Source organism: uncultured Tateyamaria sp., assembly GCF_947503705.1.
Lineage (GTDB): Bacteria > Pseudomonadota > Alphaproteobacteria > Rhodobacterales > Rhodobacteraceae > Tateyamaria.
Genome location: NZ_CANNES010000001.1, coordinates 907168 through 921910 on the forward strand (window position 1 = coordinate 907168; position 14743 = coordinate 921910).

Annotated in this window: 20 protein-coding genes; 12 read left to right on the top strand and 8 right to left on the bottom strand. The window is 61.0% G+C overall.

Annotation, left to right across the window (positions count from 1 at the left end):
- Positions 1 to 17 precede the first annotated feature (17 nt).
- Genes Q1A44_RS04465 through Q1A44_RS04485 form a run of 5 tightly spaced genes read left to right on the top strand, consistent with a single transcriptional unit; the run spans position 18 to position 3645 of the window.
- On the top strand, positions 18 to 476 hold the full coding sequence (locus Q1A44_RS04465) for a RidA family protein (protein ID WP_299620267.1): 459 nt from the start codon (positions 18 to 20) through the stop codon (positions 474 to 476).
- A complete protein-coding gene (locus tag Q1A44_RS04470; protein WP_299620270.1) occupies positions 473 to 1240 on the top strand; it encodes a glycerophosphodiester phosphodiesterase family protein in 768 nt (255 codons plus the stop codon). The genes Q1A44_RS04465 and Q1A44_RS04470 overlap by 4 nt, the downstream gene beginning before the upstream one ends.
- A gap of 53 nt (positions 1241 to 1293) precedes the next feature.
- Positions 1294 to 2481, top strand: coding sequence for a GNAT family N-acetyltransferase (locus tag Q1A44_RS04475; RefSeq protein ID WP_299620273.1), 1188 nt, complete (start codon positions 1294 to 1296; stop codon positions 2479 to 2481).
- Between the two features lie 9 nt (positions 2482 to 2490).
- Complete coding sequence (locus Q1A44_RS04480; protein ID WP_299620278.1) at positions 2491 to 2787, top strand: 4a-hydroxytetrahydrobiopterin dehydratase; 297 nt, start codon at positions 2491 to 2493, stop codon at positions 2785 to 2787.
- A 3-nt stretch (positions 2788 to 2790) separates the two neighbouring features.
- Positions 2791 to 3645, top strand: coding sequence for a mechanosensitive ion channel domain-containing protein (locus tag Q1A44_RS04485; RefSeq protein ID WP_299620281.1), 855 nt, complete (start codon positions 2791 to 2793; stop codon positions 3643 to 3645).
- A 95-nt stretch (positions 3646 to 3740) separates the two neighbouring features.
- Here the strand turns inward: Q1A44_RS04485 and Q1A44_RS04490 are convergent, their stop codons facing one another.
- Complete coding sequence (locus Q1A44_RS04490; RefSeq protein WP_299620284.1) at positions 3741 to 4229, bottom strand: peroxiredoxin; 489 nt, start codon at positions 4227 to 4229, stop codon at positions 3741 to 3743.
- 84 nt (positions 4230 to 4313) lie between these two features.
- On the opposite strand from Q1A44_RS04490, the gene Q1A44_RS04495 reads away from it, so the two are divergent.
- Together Q1A44_RS04495 and rsmD are read left to right on the top strand one after the other, a co-directional pair.
- A complete protein-coding gene (locus Q1A44_RS04495; protein ID WP_299620287.1) occupies positions 4314 to 5516 on the top strand; it encodes an FAD/NAD(P)-binding oxidoreductase in 1203 nt (400 codons plus the stop codon).
- A complete protein-coding gene (gene rsmD, locus Q1A44_RS04500) occupies positions 5513 to 6067 on the top strand; it encodes a 16S rRNA (guanine(966)-N(2))-methyltransferase RsmD (protein WP_299620290.1) in 555 nt (184 codons plus the stop codon). Before Q1A44_RS04495 ends, rsmD begins: the two co-directional genes overlap by 4 nt.
- A gap of 51 nt (positions 6068 to 6118) precedes the next feature.
- Here the strand turns inward: rsmD and map are convergent, their stop codons facing one another.
- Positions 6119 to 6931: a type I methionyl aminopeptidase gene (map, locus tag Q1A44_RS04505; protein ID WP_299620293.1), complete on the bottom strand. Its 813-nt coding sequence runs from the start codon at positions 6929 to 6931 to the stop codon at positions 6119 to 6121.
- A 54-nt stretch (positions 6932 to 6985) separates the two neighbouring features.
- Positions 6986 to 7696, bottom strand: a complete 711-nt coding sequence (gene sfsA, locus Q1A44_RS04510; RefSeq protein ID WP_299620296.1) for a DNA/RNA nuclease SfsA — start codon at positions 7694 to 7696, stop codon at positions 6986 to 6988.
- Between the two features lie 48 nt (positions 7697 to 7744).
- Here sfsA and Q1A44_RS04515 point away from each other — a divergent pair, with 48 nt between their 5' ends.
- From Q1A44_RS04515 to Q1A44_RS04530, 4 genes are read left to right on the top strand one after another with little or no spacing between them, the layout of a single operon-like run.
- Complete coding sequence (locus tag Q1A44_RS04515; protein WP_299620299.1) at positions 7745 to 8467, top strand: molybdopterin-binding protein; 723 nt, start codon at positions 7745 to 7747, stop codon at positions 8465 to 8467.
- A complete protein-coding gene (locus Q1A44_RS04520) occupies positions 8464 to 9186 on the top strand; it encodes a GNAT family N-acetyltransferase (RefSeq protein ID WP_299620302.1) in 723 nt (240 codons plus the stop codon). The genes Q1A44_RS04515 and Q1A44_RS04520 overlap by 4 nt, the downstream gene beginning before the upstream one ends.
- Positions 9183 to 9749, top strand: coding sequence for a peroxidase-related enzyme (locus Q1A44_RS04525; protein ID WP_299620305.1), 567 nt, complete (start codon positions 9183 to 9185; stop codon positions 9747 to 9749). The genes Q1A44_RS04520 and Q1A44_RS04525 overlap by 4 nt, the downstream gene beginning before the upstream one ends.
- Before the next feature lie 2 nt (positions 9750 to 9751).
- The gene (locus tag Q1A44_RS04530; RefSeq protein ID WP_299620308.1) at positions 9752 to 10681 is read left to right on the top strand and encodes an OmpA family protein; all 930 of its coding nucleotides are present in this window, start codon (positions 9752 to 9754) and stop codon (positions 10679 to 10681) included.
- A gap of 121 nt (positions 10682 to 10802) precedes the next feature.
- Here Q1A44_RS04530 and Q1A44_RS04535 read toward each other — a convergent pair whose 3' ends face one another.
- The 5 genes from Q1A44_RS04535 to Q1A44_RS04555 form a co-directional block, all read right to left on the bottom strand.
- Entirely contained in the window at positions 10803 to 11573 is a 771-nt protein-coding gene (locus Q1A44_RS04535; RefSeq protein WP_299620311.1) for a hypothetical protein, read from the bottom strand.
- Between the two features lie 29 nt (positions 11574 to 11602).
- Positions 11603 to 11869 (bottom strand): hypothetical protein, encoded by a 267-nt coding sequence (locus Q1A44_RS04540; protein WP_299620314.1) that lies wholly within the window; start codon positions 11867 to 11869, stop codon positions 11603 to 11605.
- A 42-nt stretch (positions 11870 to 11911) separates the two neighbouring features.
- Entirely contained in the window at positions 11912 to 12817 is a 906-nt protein-coding gene (locus Q1A44_RS04545; RefSeq protein WP_299620317.1) for a LysR family transcriptional regulator, read from the bottom strand.
- A 130-nt stretch (positions 12818 to 12947) separates the two neighbouring features.
- A complete protein-coding gene (locus Q1A44_RS04550) occupies positions 12948 to 13721 on the bottom strand; it encodes a hypothetical protein (RefSeq protein ID WP_299620320.1) in 774 nt (257 codons plus the stop codon).
- A complete protein-coding gene (locus Q1A44_RS04555) occupies positions 13718 to 14203 on the bottom strand; it encodes an RNA polymerase sigma factor (RefSeq protein WP_299620323.1) in 486 nt (161 codons plus the stop codon). Before Q1A44_RS04555 ends, Q1A44_RS04550 begins: the two co-directional genes overlap by 4 nt.
- Before the next feature lie 141 nt (positions 14204 to 14344).
- On the opposite strand from Q1A44_RS04555, the gene Q1A44_RS04560 reads away from it, so the two are divergent.
- Positions 14345 to 14743: a DUF4399 domain-containing protein gene (locus tag Q1A44_RS04560; RefSeq protein ID WP_299621376.1), complete on the top strand. Its 399-nt coding sequence runs from the start codon at positions 14345 to 14347 to the stop codon at positions 14741 to 14743.

Below are 14743 nucleotides of genomic sequence, written 5' to 3' on the forward strand. Positions count from 1 at the left end.
CCCGAAAGGACGCTGCCATGAGTATCTCTGCCCGCCTCGCCGAACTGGGCGTCACATTGCCCGACGCCCCGGCCCCTGCCGCCAATTACGTGCCTTTCGTCCAAGTGGGCGATATCGTCTATGTTTCGGGCCAGATATCAAACGGGCCCGATGGCCTGATCACGGGCAAGCTGGGTGCCGAGATGGACGTTGCGGCCGGTGCCGCCGCCGCGCGGACCTGTGCCATTAGCCTGCTGGCTCAGGTCAAAGCAGCCTGTGGGGGCGATATCGAACGGCTGGTGCGGGTCATCAAGCTGACGGGTTTCGTCAATTCCACCGCCGATTTCACCGACCAACCCAAGGTCATCAACGGGGCGTCCGACTTCCTTGTCGAGGCACTGGGCGATGCGGGCCGTCACAGCCGCTCTGCGATCTCTGCGGCGTCGTTGCCACTGGGTGTGTCGGTCGAGATCGAAGGCATCTTTCAAATCAAATGACCCCCCGCCTCGACGATGCCTTTCTGGGCGCGCCTCTGGCGCACCGTGCCTTGCATGATATGACGGATGGCCGCCCGGAAAACAGCCGCGCGGCCATCGCCGCCGCCATCGCGCATGGCTATGGCATCGAGATTGACGTGCAGCTTAGCGCCGATGACCAGCCCATGGTCTTTCACGACTACGCGCTCGACAGGCTGGCTGCGGCCAAAGGGCCGGTGCGGGCGGTCCCAGCAACAACACTCACGCATACGCCGCTCTTGGGTGGGGCCGAGGGGATACCGACCCTGGAGGAGGTGCTTGCGCAGGTCGCGGGCCAGGTGCCCCTGCTGATCGAGATCAAGGATCAGGATGGCGGCATGGGCGAAAACATCGGCCCGCTTGAGGTGGCCACCGCCGCGGCACTTGCCACATATCAAGGGCCGGTTGCCGTCATGTCTTTTAACCCGCATTCGGTCGCGCGCATGGCGGATCTCATGCCCCACATCCCCCGAGGCCTTGTTACCAGCAGCTATGCCAAGGCCGATTGGCCCCTGCCGCAGGCCACCTGTGACCGGTTGCGCGCGATCCCCGATTTCGATCGGGTCGGCGCGTCCTTTATCAGTCACGAGGCCGCCGATTTGTCGCGCCCGCGCGTTGCGGAGCTTAAACGGGCGGGCGCAAATATCCTGTGCTGGACGATCCGGTCCCCCAAGGCCGAGGCAGAGGCGCGCAAGGTCGCGCAAAATGTGACCTTTGAAGGGTATCTGGCCGCCTTGCCCGGTTGATCCGACGCCAACCCGCCACACATTAAGCACTCCACCAAGAGGTATTGCGGCCCGTGTCCGAGCAAGAGATCGAAATTCGTGTGCTGCCCAGTCTGTCCCAGATTGATGCAGCCACTTGGGATGCCTGCGCCTGCCCCGAAGCGGCAGAGGGCGCACGCCCCAACGATCCCTTTACCACGCACCGGTTTCTCAAGGCGTTGGAAGACAGCAATTCGGTTGGCCCCGGCACCGGCTGGCAGCCGCAATATTTGCAGGCGACCTTGGCAGGTCAGACCATCGGTGTGGCACCGATGTACGCCAAGGGGCACAGCCAGGGCGAATACATCTTTGACCACAATTGGGCGCACGCGTTCGAGCGAGCTGGGGGGCGGTATTACCCTAAATTGCAGATGGCGGTGCCGCATACGCCCGCCACGGGCCGACGCTTTTTGACGCACCCCGATTTTCCAGAGGCCGGGTTTTCGGCTCTGGTGCAAGGCGCGGTGCAACTGGCTAAGAACAACGACCTGAGTTCCCTGCACGTGACGTTCTGCACCGAAGACGAAAAAGACCTGGGCACCGAACTGGGCCTGATGCCCCGCATGACGCAGCAATTTCATTGGCTGAACGACGGCTACGGCAGCTTTGCCGATTTTCTGGCCACGCTCAGCAGCCGTAAACGCAAGAACATCCGCAAGGAACGCAAACAGGCGCAGGAGTTCGGCGGCACCATCCACACATTTTCCGGCGACGACCTGCAACCGGAACACTGGGACGCGTTTTGGGAATTTTACCAGGACACAGGCGCGCGCAAATGGGGCACGCCTTACCTTACGCGCCGGTTTTTCCGCATTGCCCAAGAGACGTTGCGCGATGACATGGCCCTCGTTCTGGCGCAGCGGGACGGGCGATATGTGGCCGGTGCGCTGAACTTTGTGGGTGCGCAGACGCTTTATGGACGATACTGGGGCTGCAACGAACACCACCCCTGCCTGCACTTCGAGCTGTGCTATTATCAGGCCATCGACATTGCGATTGCGCGGGGTCTGGCCCGGGTCGAGGCAGGCGCACAGGGCGAACACAAACTGGCGCGGGGATACCTGCCGACACAGACCCACAGCCTGCATTGGGTGGGTGATCCGGGCTTTGCCGATGCCATCGCCCGTTACCTTGACGCCGAACGGGCGGCGGTAGAGGAAGAAATCGAAATTCTGACGGACTATGGGCCCTTCAAACGGACCCGGATCGAAGAACAGGACTAAGGAAACGCGATGACAGAATTATTAAGCGACGAAACACGCGCGCCCTTGCTGGCCCCGCTGTTGGCCAATGGCTGGGACCTGATCGAAGGGCGGGACGCGATCCACAAGACTTACGTGTTTGCCGATTTCGTGGATGCGTTCGGCTGGATGGCGCGGGTCGCGATCTGGGCCGAAAAGTGGAACCATCACCCAGAATGGTCCAATGTTTACAAGACTGTAGAGGTGACGCTCACCACCCATGACGTGGGTGGGCTGAGCACACTGGACGCCAAACTGGCGCGCAAGATGGACAGTTTGGCAGGGTAGACCATGGAATACGTGAACGAACTGCTGTCCACACAAGTGTGGCAGGGCCAAACGCTTGGCGACTTTCTGACGGTCGAATTTCTGGCCAGTATCCTGGGGTCGGTTCTGGCCGCCATCACCATCGTGTTTCTGGGCTGGATCATCGCCGCCTGGTTGGGTCGGCGCGTGCGGCGCATCGGTGAGGCAACGGCGCATCTGGACGACACGCTTTTTAATTTCCTGGGCTCGCTGGTGCGCTACACGGTGCTGGGCTTTACCGGCATGATTGTTTTGAACACGTTCGGGGTGCAAACGACGTCGGTGGTGGCTGCCGTGGGTGCGGCGGGCCTGGCCATTGGTCTGGCACTGCAAGGGACGCTGTCCAACGTGGCGGCGGGTGTGATGCTGATCCTGTTCCGACCTCTCAAGATCGGCGATTTCGTGGATGTTGCGGGCAAGATGGGTACGGTCAAGGACGTGACGCTGAACTTTACCGAGCTTGCGGATGTGGGCAACGTCCAAGTCATCATCCCCAATTCCGAAGTCTGGGGAAACGTGATCGTGAACTATTCGTCCTACCCGACGCGCAGGGCCGACTGGACCTTTGGCGTAGGCTACGGCGTGAACCTGAAGGCGGCCGAGGATGTAATCCGCGAGACGGTTCTGGCCGACGAACGCACCCATGCCGACCCGAAACCCTTCGTGCAGGTGAACAATCTGGGCGACAGTTCAGTCGATTTTCTGGTGCGGGCGTGGTGCGACAGTTCGGAATATTTCCAGTTTCAGGCCGACATCAAGCGCAAGGTCAAAGAGGCGCTGGACGATGCGGGCGTCGACATCCCGTTCCCCACCCGTACGATTGTCCAGGCTGCGGACTGATCCAAATGAAAAAGGCCCCCGCGATGCGGGAGCCTTTCGAGTACATTCCGTGTTACAGCAACACGGAATGCACTCAGTCATTCTTGATTTGGCGCCTACATCGACGCGAGCAACCCTTCGCCGCCTGATACTTCGCACACCCCGGGGCTCTCTTCTTCCTGCAGCAGCGTGACTTTGCCATCCTCGACCAGCATCGCATAGCGTTTCGACCGCGCCATCAGGCCCGCGGGCGGGGCAGAGAAATCCATACCGATCGCCGTCGTAAACGCGCTTTCCGCGTCGCCCAGCATGGTGATCCCGGCCTCTGTGGCGCCCGTCGCTTCGCCCCACGCCTTCATCACGAAAGGGTCGTTGACCGACACGCAAATGATCTCGTCCACGCCCTTGGCGTCGAACTGGTCCTTTGTCCGGATAAAGCTGGGCACATGGGCCGAATGGCAGGTCGGCGTGAACGCCCCCGGCACGGCAAAGATGACAACCTTGCGCCCTTTGGTCTTGTCCGACAGCTGCACGGGGGCGGGGCCATCCGCACCCATCTGCACCAGCGTTGCATCGGGAAGTGTATCGCCTTGGGAAATCGCCATGGGGTCGCCTTTCTTGGAATTGCGTTGTTACTTGAGTGCGATATAGGCTGATGAGCGGCATCGGGCGAGCGAAAAGGGCGAGAAATGAGCCATGTGGTTGTAATTGGGGCCGGTCAGGCCGGATCGTCCTGCGTGGCCAAGCTGCGCAATGCGGGGTTTGAGGGGCGCGTGACCCTGATCGGTGCCGAACCGGTGCCCCCATATCAGCGCCCGCCATTGTCCAAGGCATACCTGATGGGCGACATGACGCTGGAGCGTCTGTTCCTGCGACCTGAGGCGTTTTACGCCGAGAATGACATTGATCTGCGCCTTGGTGCTGAGGTCACAGGCGTGGACACCGCCGCACAGACCGTTTCGCTGGGGGACGAGGTGTTGGCCTATGACGATCTGGTCTTTGCCACCGGTTCCGTCCCCCACCGTCTGCCTGCTGCGATTGGCGGCGACTTGGACGGCGTGTTCGGCGTGCGCGACCTGTCGGACGTGGACGCCATGGCGCCGCGTTTTGTCAAAGGCGCGCGGGTTCTGATCGTGGGTGGCGGCTATATCGGGCTTGAGGCGGCGTCGGTCGCGGCCAAGCAGGGATTGCACGTGACCTTGGTCGAGATGGCGGACCGCATTTTGCAACGGGTGGCCGCGCCCGAAACAAGCGGTTACTTCCGCACTCTGCACGCCGCGCATGGGGTCGATATTCGCGAGGGCGTCGGCCTGCAACGCCTGACCGGCGACAGCGCCGTCACAGCGGCTGAGCTGTCGGATGGCAGCACGCTCGACGTGGATTTCGTGGTTGTGGGCGTGGGCATCGCCCCCGGCACCAAGCTGGCCGAGGCTGCCGGGATCGAGATCGAGAACGGCATCAAAACCGATGCGCAGGGCCGCACCTCGGCTCCCCAAGTCTGGGCGGCGGGCGATTGCGCGTCCTTCCCCTATCGCGGTGGGCGCATCCGGCTGGAAAGTGTGCCCAACGCCATTGATCAGGCCGAATGTGTCGCCGAAAACATCATGGGCGCGGGCCGCGATTACGTGGCCAAGCCCTGGTTCTGGTCCGATCAATATGACGTCAAATTGCAGATTGCGGGGCTTAACACCGGCTATGACCGGGTCGTGACGCGCGATGGCGGGGCAGCGAAATCCTTCTGGTATTACAAGGGCGACACGCTTCTTGCGGTGGACGCGGCCAACGATCCGCGCGGCTACATGATCGGCAAACGGCTGATCGAGGCGGGCAAGACGGCCGATCCCGCGCTGGTCGCGGATGCGGATGCAGACCTCAAGGCATTGCTCAAGTGAGGATCATCGCAGGGCGCTGGCGGGGCACACGGCTGGCCACGCTGGGCAAGGGCGATCCGGGCGCACATCTGCGACCCACACCGGACCGGGTGCGCGAAAGCCTGTTTTCCATGTTGACCCATCGCGGGGTGCTGGACGGCGCGCGGGTTCTTGACCTCTTTGCAGGAACGGGCGCGCTGGGGCTGGAGGCGCTGTCGCGTGGCGCGGCCGTGGCAACCTTTGTCGAAAACGGGCGGACGGGGCAGCGGCTGATCGCAGAAAACATTGCCAAGCTCAACGCCAAGGCGAAGACGAAACTGCTGCGCAGCGATGCGACACGGTTGGGCGCGAACCCGGACGCCGCCTATGATCTGGTGTTCCTCGACCCGCCTTACGGCAAAGGGATGGGGGAACAGGCACTGGCGGCAGTCCAAGAGTGGCTGGCGCCAGAGGCCACAGTGATCTGGGAAGAAAACGCGGTCATGGTGGCACCCCCGGGCTATCGAGCGCTAGACCAGAGAAAATTCGGCGAGGCGCATGTCACGCTGCTCGAACGCGCGCCCAATGACTGACGCGTGGCGGTCACGCTTGCCCCGTAAGGCGGACGTGTCGTCCGCCATCCCTCAGCCATATGTGGGATGAAATGTGCCATTGGGCGACAGGGTAAAGATTTCAACGCCGTCTTCTGTCACACCCACAGAATGTTCGAATTGGGCTGACAGGGATTTGTCGCGGGTTACGGCCGTCCAGTCATCGGCCAAAGTCTTGGTCTCGGGGCGGCCCAGGTTCACCATCGGCTCAATGGTAAAGAACATGCCCGGTTCCAACACGGCCCCCGTCCCCGGACGACCGTAATGCAGAACATTGGGGGGCGCGTGAAAAACGCGGCCCAGCCCATGGCCACAAAAATCGCGGACAACCGACATCCGGTGCCCTTCGACAAAGGCCTGAATGGCGTGGCCGATATCGCCAAAGGTGTTGCCCGGTTTTACGGCTTCGATGCCGCGCATCAATGCGTCATGGGTCACCTCGATCAGGCGCTCGGCCTTGCGGGGCAGTTTGCCCGCCACATACATCCGGCTCGTGTCGCCAAACCACCCATCGACGATCACAGTCACGTCTATGTTCAGAATATCGCCATCTTTCAATGTCTTGTCGCCGGGAATCCCGTGACACACCACATGGTTCACGCTGATACAGCTTGCGTGCTTATAGCCCTTGTAACCAATTGTAGCCGATTTTGCGCCCGCCTCTTCGACCATCGCGGTGATGATGCGGTCAATCTCGCCCGTGGTCTGACCGACAAAGACATGGGCACCCATGGCGTCCAGAATTTCGGCCGCAAGGCGCCCCGCCGCGTGCATCCCGGCAAAGTCGGCTTGATCATAAATGCGAATGCCGTCCTTGGTCAGGCGGCCGCGGGTCTCATGGTTCACTGTCTGCTCCATCGGCAAATTCGCGCCCTTTTTACTGCACTGCGGCAAAAAGGGCTAGGGGCCGTCAATTTCGATCAATATCGGGGTAGCAACGTCGACACCCGAAGGGCTGATATGGGTGCCCAGGCACAGGGTTTCCACCCCGGCGGCCCGCGCGCGACGAAACGCCTGTGCATAGGTGGGGTCGATGTCATGGGCCAAGGTAAAGCGGTCACAATCGGTTCGCTGCACCAGATAAAGCATCACTGCTCGGTGCCCGGCATGCGCCATACGGGCCAGTTCGTCCAGATGTTTCGCACCGCGCGCCGTCACGCTGTCAGGAAACTCGGCCAGACCGGTTTGGCGTGATAAGGTCACCGATTTCACCTCCACATAGGCATCCGGCAGGCCCGCACCGCGCAGCAGGAAATCAATACGGCTGCCTTCGCCGTATTTCTGTTCCGGCTTGACCTCGTCATAGGCGTCCAACTCCGCCACCGCTTGCGCCTCCAACGCGGCCCGCAGCGCACGGTTGGGCACCGACGTGTCGACCCCGACAAAGCCGTCCTCCAATTCCACCAACCGCCAACCGAATTTCAGCTTTTTCCTGGGGTCGTCATTGGGCTCCAGCCAGATGCGCATGCCCGGCTCCGCCAGCCCCATCATCGACCCGGGGTTGGCGCAATGGGCCACCACTTCGCGCCCATCCGCCAGGGTACAATCAGCCAGAAAGCGTTTATAGCGTCGGATCAGCGTGGCGGGGACAAGTTCGGTTTGAAAGCGCATGGGCACGGGCCTATACCCAAGCACGGTACTGCTCAAGGAGGTCTGACAATGCCCAACCCCACCGCCGCCATGCTCGTGATCGGGGACGAGATTCTGTCGGGCCGCACCCGCGACGCCAATATGCATTATCTGGCCGGGCAATTGACCGAAACCGGCATTGACCTGCGCGAGGTGCGCGTCGTCAGCGATGACCGCGACGCAATCATTGCGGCCGTCCAAGCGCTGTCGGGGGCCTATGACAACGTGTTCACCTCGGGCGGCATTGGGCCGACCCACGATGACATCACCGCCGACTGTATCGCGGCGGCCTTTGACACCCATATCGACGTGCGCGACGACGCCCGTGCCATCCTCGCTGAACACTACGCCAAATCCGGCTCTGAACTGAACGCGGCCCGCCTGCGCATGGCACGTATCCCGGACGGGGCCACCCTGATCGACAATCCTGTCTCTGCAGCACCAGGGTTCAGCATCGGAAATGTGCATGTGATGGCGGGGGTGCCTTCGGTTTTCACCGCCATGGTCGCCAGCGTTCTGCCCACACTGACCGGGGGCGCGCCGCTCTTGTCCTCCACCCTCCGGATCGAGCGGGGGGAGGGCGACATCGCAGGCCCGCTTGGCATATTGGCCACCGAAAACCCGGACCTCAGCATCGGCTCCTATCCCTTCCAGAAAGACGGCAAATACGGCTCCAATATCGTGATCCGGGGCACCGACGCGGACCAGATTGCGACGGCCCTCGCAACGCTCCAAGCGCAGTTCCCCGCATGACGACACCTGCCGCCTTCTATGATGCGATCGACGGCACTTGGCCTGCCGCCGCGCTTCATCGGATCGGGCCCTGGATGCTGCGCGACGGGGCCGGGGGCGGCAAACGGGTGAGTGCTGCGACGGCCACCCGTCCGGTGACTGACGCGGATATCGGGATGGCCGAGGATGGGATGCGGGGCTTTGGCCAGCGCCCTCTGTTCATGATCCGCGACACGGACAAGGCACTCGACAGGCTGCTCGACGCGCGCGGCTATACCATTGTCGATCCGGTCAATGGCTACATCACCGACTCCGCAACGCTTACCGACAAGCCCATCCCCCGCGTCACGGCCTTCGCCATTTGGGAGCCGTTGGCCATCATGGCCGAGATCTGGGCCAAAGGCGGTATCGGTCCGGAACGGCTGGACGTGATGGCGCGGGCCAAGACCAAAACCGGCATCCTAGCGCGGTGGAACGAAAAGCCCGCAGGCACAGGATTCGTCGCTGTGCACAACGGCATCGCTATGGTCCACGCGGTCGAGGTGCTGGAACACCAAAGGCGCCAGGGCGTGGCAGGATGGATCATGCGGGCGGCAGCGTTCTGGGCGCAAAACCACGGGGCAGACAGGATGGCCGTCCTCTGCGTCGAGGCCAATCAACCGGCCAATGCGCTCTATCAACGGTTGGGTTTTCGCAAACTCTGCGGCTATCATTACCGACAACACCCGGAGGATACATGACAGATCAGCCCACCGCCCTCGACCTGCCCATGGTCGACCCGCTGCCCGACGCGACACAGAAATATTTCGACATCTGCCAGGACAAACTTGGGATGGTGCCGAACGTGCTCAAGGCGCACGCCTTTGACGTGGCCAAGCTGGATGCCTTCACCGGGCTCTACAATGACCTGATGCTGGCCGACAGCGGGCTGACCAAGCTTGAGCGGGAGATGATCGCGGTGGTGGTCAGCGCCACAAACCGTTGTTTTTATTGCCTGACGGCGCATGGGGCGGCGGTGCGGCAACTGTCAGGCGACCCGGCCCTGGGCGAAGCACTGGTGATGAACTGGCGGGTGGCAAATGTCACCGAAAGGCAAAGGGCCATGCTGGTGATGGCCGAGAAAATAACGCTCGCCTCCGCCACGATCGAAGAATCCGACCGCCAGGCCCTGCGCGATCACGGGCTGAGTGACCGCGACATCTGGGACGTCATAAACGTGGCTGCCTTTTTCAACATGTCCAACAGGGTGGCCAGTGCCACAGCGATGCAACCCAACCCCGAATATCACGGGCAGGCGCGCTAAGAATGGGCATGCGCGGGCTCTGGATTGTGCTCTGTCTGGCGGCGTGGCCGCTCCATGCGCTGCAACTTGAGCTTCCACGCGCCGCCACCGCCACGGCGTCGCGCGACAGCACGCTGGACCAGATCGACATTCCTGTCGGCCCCTTTGCAGATGGAAGCCTGGCCACGCGACAGTTCGAAGGGGCGGTGACCCGCCGCGCCTACCGGATCAACACGCCGGGCCTCACGCCTTTGCAATTGCTTGCCCCCCTACGGACGCAGGTAGAGGCGGCAGGGTTCGACCTTGTGCTCGATTGCAACCAAAACAGTTGCGGCGGTTATGATTTCCGCTTCGCCATCGACGTGCTGCCTGCGCCGAACATGTATGTGAACATCCGGGCCTTCCACTTTGTGACGGGTCTGCACCCCACCAGCGGCGAGGCGATTACCCTGCTGGCCAGTGCGGCGGGCAGCGCGGGTTATCTGCAAGTGGTGCGCGCAGGGGGCGGGGTGACCCCGGCGCCCGTACTGCCCGCCCCACCCGTGTCGCGGCCCCGCGCTCAAGAGGCCGCCGACAGCCTCTCGGCCCGCCTTCTGGCACAGGGCTCGGTTGTCCTGCATGACATTGAATTTGCGGTGGGGACCACATCGCTTGACGGGCAAACCTCTTCTGATCTGTCCGCGCTGGCCGACCTGATGGCCGCGCGCCCGGGGCTGCGGGTGGCGGTGGTCGGGCACACCGACACGGTCGGCGGGCTGGAGGCCAACATCACCGTCTCCCGCGCCCGCGCGCAATCGGTGCGCAACAAGCTGATCAGCGACTACGGCGTCTCAGCCGAGCGGGTCGAGGCCGAAGGCATGGGCTACCTCGCCCCCCGCGCCTCCAACCTGACCGCAGAGGGTCGCGAAGCAAACCGCCGGGTCGAGGTGATTGTTGTCGGCGAAGGGGAGTAGGGGCGCAGCAGGTAAGCGGGACGAAGCGGGCTTTCGCTGCGGCTGCGCCAACGGCCGTTTTTGATCTCGGTTCTAACTCATCAGGCCGACATATTCAGATCGAAAAACTCGGGCGAAATTGCTACTGCGCTAAAAGTAAATCCGAGAACCTTGTAGTATCACCGATTCTGAAAGAGCGGTTGAGCCCTGCACGATATTCATTACGTTCGCTGGTCGTTAGACCAAGCTCGCTCCTAAGTACAGGATCACGGCAGATATCGCGATCTCCTATCCCAGTGTCGTACTCAACAAAATTCTTGTAATCACCGTTCTGGATTTTCGTATAGAAAGAGCCGTTGGGATCAGACCAAAATACAAGGATATTCATCGAATCTCTGATAATTTCTTCGAAATATTCAGCATTTATCCCCAAGTCGATTTGGCCTGAATGAGAGCTGACGTAACCGGACATCTGCTGAGAATAGTCGAGACCAAAAAAAATCTTGGTGGGTATTTCTATTTCAAATCCATTTGCAGGCACCGTACTTGCGGTTACCTCGATTTCTCCCCAACCGCAGCCCTCGACGGAATATAGTTGTGACGCAACAGCGGTGTTCTCAAGCAATACAGCGTGTATTCTTGCGCTAGTTTCACCGAAATTTTTCACTTTTAGTGAGCCGTTAATCTCCGTGCTTTGCGAAAACTTGGTAGCGCTGATGTAGTTGAAATCATAGTCAAAGGAAGCAAAATTAAGATTTACAGTCAGAGCAGAATCGTCTTGGCAAAATGACGCTAAAGTACAGATATAGGTCACGGCACCGAGTATTGACCTGACGCCACCAATTAAAGCACCCAAGAGACCGATAAGCACCACGACTGGGTGCTCTTTCAGCCATTTGGCAAACCATCTCATTCTACAATCTTCAAAACGCTATGCATCAATCAAAACTCTTTCATTTCCTCAAAGCCAGTATCATCGGCGCTGTGTAATTTCCAGCTTCGTGGCTCACCTGGCATCAATGAATTCCTAGCTCGCCAAGGAGTAATGTCCGCATGCCACAAGACCAAAAAGTAAATCGAGAGTTTGCTTGCGCGTAACTTGCGGACATACATGCGCTGCGCAGCAATTTGCAAAAAGGGCTCCAACCAGACATTCGATGCATAGCGCGCATCATAAGTCACGCTCTGCAAAAAGAACCCCCGATGCATGCGCACCGGGGCAGGTCAACCGAGGGGAGGATGGTTGTTGGGTTACCAGTCCGAGGGGCCTTTGTCGGCAAAGGCGTGGACGAGGAAATCAATGAAGGCGCGAACCTTGGGCTGCGTGAACCGGCCCGGCGGGTAGACGGCATAAATGCCCTGGGTCTCGACCGGCAGGTCGGGGATGGCGTCCATCACCAGACCTTTTTCCATCGCCTCGCCGTATAGGAACGAGGGCAGGTAGGCGATGCCCAGACCCGAGATGGCCGCATTCAGCAAGGATTGCCCGTCATTGACCGAAAGCCAACCGGCGGTGCGCACCTGACGCTTTTCCCCTGAGGGGGCAGTCAGCTTCCACACATTGCCCGAAGACTGGTTGGAATAATGCAAGAGCTTGTGCTCGTTCAGGTCGTCAATCTTTTCGGGACGGCCGTATTTCTCGAAATATTCGGGCGAGGCGATCATCCGCTTGGTCGTCTCGGTCAGCTTGCGGGCACGCAGGGTGCTGTCTTCCAACTCCCCAATGCGCACGGCCATGTCAAACCCTTCCGAGATCAGCTCGACATAGCGGTTGTTGAGGACCATGTTGACGGTAATATCCTCGAAATCCTCAAGAAATTCGGACAGGCGCGGCGACAGGTGGTTCACACCAAAGTCCGTCGCCACCGAAATCCGCAAGAGGCCCGAGGGCGCCGATTGCATCGAAGTGACCAGCGAATCCGCTTCGCCAGCATCGTTCAACACGCGGCGGGCGCGGTCATAATAGGCCAGGCCAATCTCGGTCGGGCTGACCCGGCGGGTGGTCCGGTTCAACAGGCGGGCACCCAGACGGGCCTCCAGCGAAGACACGTGCTTGGACACGGCGGATTTTGAAATCCCCATCTTCTTTGCGGCGTCTGTAAAGCCACCTTGGTCCACGACTGTGGCAAAGGCTTCCATTTCAGTGAGGCGGTCCATGCCCGTCCCTTTCATCTAGCGGTTCGAGGATCAGGTATCGACCTCAAACACGGCAAGATCAGGGCAGGGGTGGGATAATATCAGGGTGATTGCAGGGATCGTTGAAGGCATGGAAACGGTTGGGCATGCCTCAGGTCGCAATGTCCTCGGCCCAATCGGCAAAGGTTTCGGCCTCGGCCTCAAGCGGGGCGGCATCCGTCCCCCCGATCAACAAAAACCCGTGTCCCGGCGTGTTCCAGCGCGCCAGGCCCAGCCCTTCGGCAGCCCCCATATTCACCGGCTTCGCATCCGGCCCCGCGGGGATGATGCACAGCGCCACGGGTGTGCCATCGTCGCGCAGGAAGGCAATCTGCACCAGCGGCTTGCCGTTAAAACCCAACACCTGCGCCCGTTTGAAGGTCAGGCCTGCCGCCTCCGGCAATCCGGTCAGGTCCAGGCCCACAGCCTGCGAGACGGTGACCAATTGCGCGGTTGTCTCTGCCGCCGTCGGGGCGGCATCGGCCAAGGTCGCGGTGGTATAAAGCGCCTGATAGCTGGCCACAAAAGATACCCAACCGCGGGCGGGGGCAGGTTCGGGCGTGCTCAGGCCCACAAAGGCGGCCACAGCCAGACCTGCGGCCAGACCGACACCAAAGGGCAGCACGGCCCAGGACCGACGACGGCGTGCCGGCGGCGCGACAGGTTCGGGCAAGGCCGCCATCGCAGGCGCAGTGTCCAGCAACGCGTCATAGCCTTGGGCCATCGCGCCCATCACCTCGGGCGGCAAAAACAGAGCCTCAGCCCGGGCCAGCAACGCGGCATCCGTTTCCAGGGCCGCATCAATCGCAGCATGCAGTTCATCGTCCGCTTCCCCATCCAGAAAGGCGGTCAGTTCTTCGTCTGTAAAGGCGCGCGGTGCGGTCATGTGCTGTGCCCTTGCCCTTGCGTGTCAGCCATCTGAGTGTTCAGCCGTTTGCGCGCAGAGGCGAGACGGCTCATGACGGTGCCGATCGGGATCTCCATGATCTCGGCGGCTTCCTTGTACGAGTACCCTTCGACATAGACGAGCACCACGGACTGGCGCTGCGCCTCTGGCAAAGCATTCACCTTATTCAACACGTCACGCGCAAATATATTCACTTCCGCGTCAGGACTTTTATCCGGCAGGTCGATTTCTTCGACAGGGACCAGCCCGCCGCCGGTGCGGACCTTTCGCGACCGCAATTCGTTCAGCCAGATGCGCTGCGCCATGCGGAACATCCAGCGATCCAGATGGGTGCCCGCTTCGAACTGGTCGGCTTTGTCCAGCGCGCGCAGACATGTGGTCTGGGCCAGATCATCGCCCCAATCCCGCCTGCCTGTCAGCGAAACGGCATAGCGCCAGAGCCGGGGAAAAACCTCGGCCATGCCGTCGCGGACCTCGCTGACAGAATTTTGAGAAGTGGTGCGAATAGGAGCGGCCCTTTGGGTGTTACTGTCAGGTAAGCGAACACATATCGGAGGAAACTGGAAATGAAATCTTTTGTAACGCCCCTTGTCGCGGTTGTGATGATGGCCGGTGCCGCCCTGGCTCAGGACACGCCCGCGCCCGAAGGGGCCGCTGTCTATTTCGTCAATCTTGAGGATGGCGCAACAGTGTCCTCCCCGGTCACCATCATCTTTGGGCTCGAAGGCATGGGCGTTGCCCCCGCCGGGACCGAAAAGGAAAACACAGGCCACCACCACCTGCTGCTGAACCGTCCGCCCCTGGGTGAGGGCGAAGAGGGCGAGTTGGAATATGGCCTGCCTGCTGATGACAATCACATCCACTTTGGTGGGGGCCAGACTCAGGTGACCCTGGACCTGCCTGCCGGTCAGCACACGATGCAATTGGTGATGGGCGACCTGAACCACGTGCCCCATATCGATCCGGTGACCAGTGAGGTGATCACCATCACGGTCGAGTAA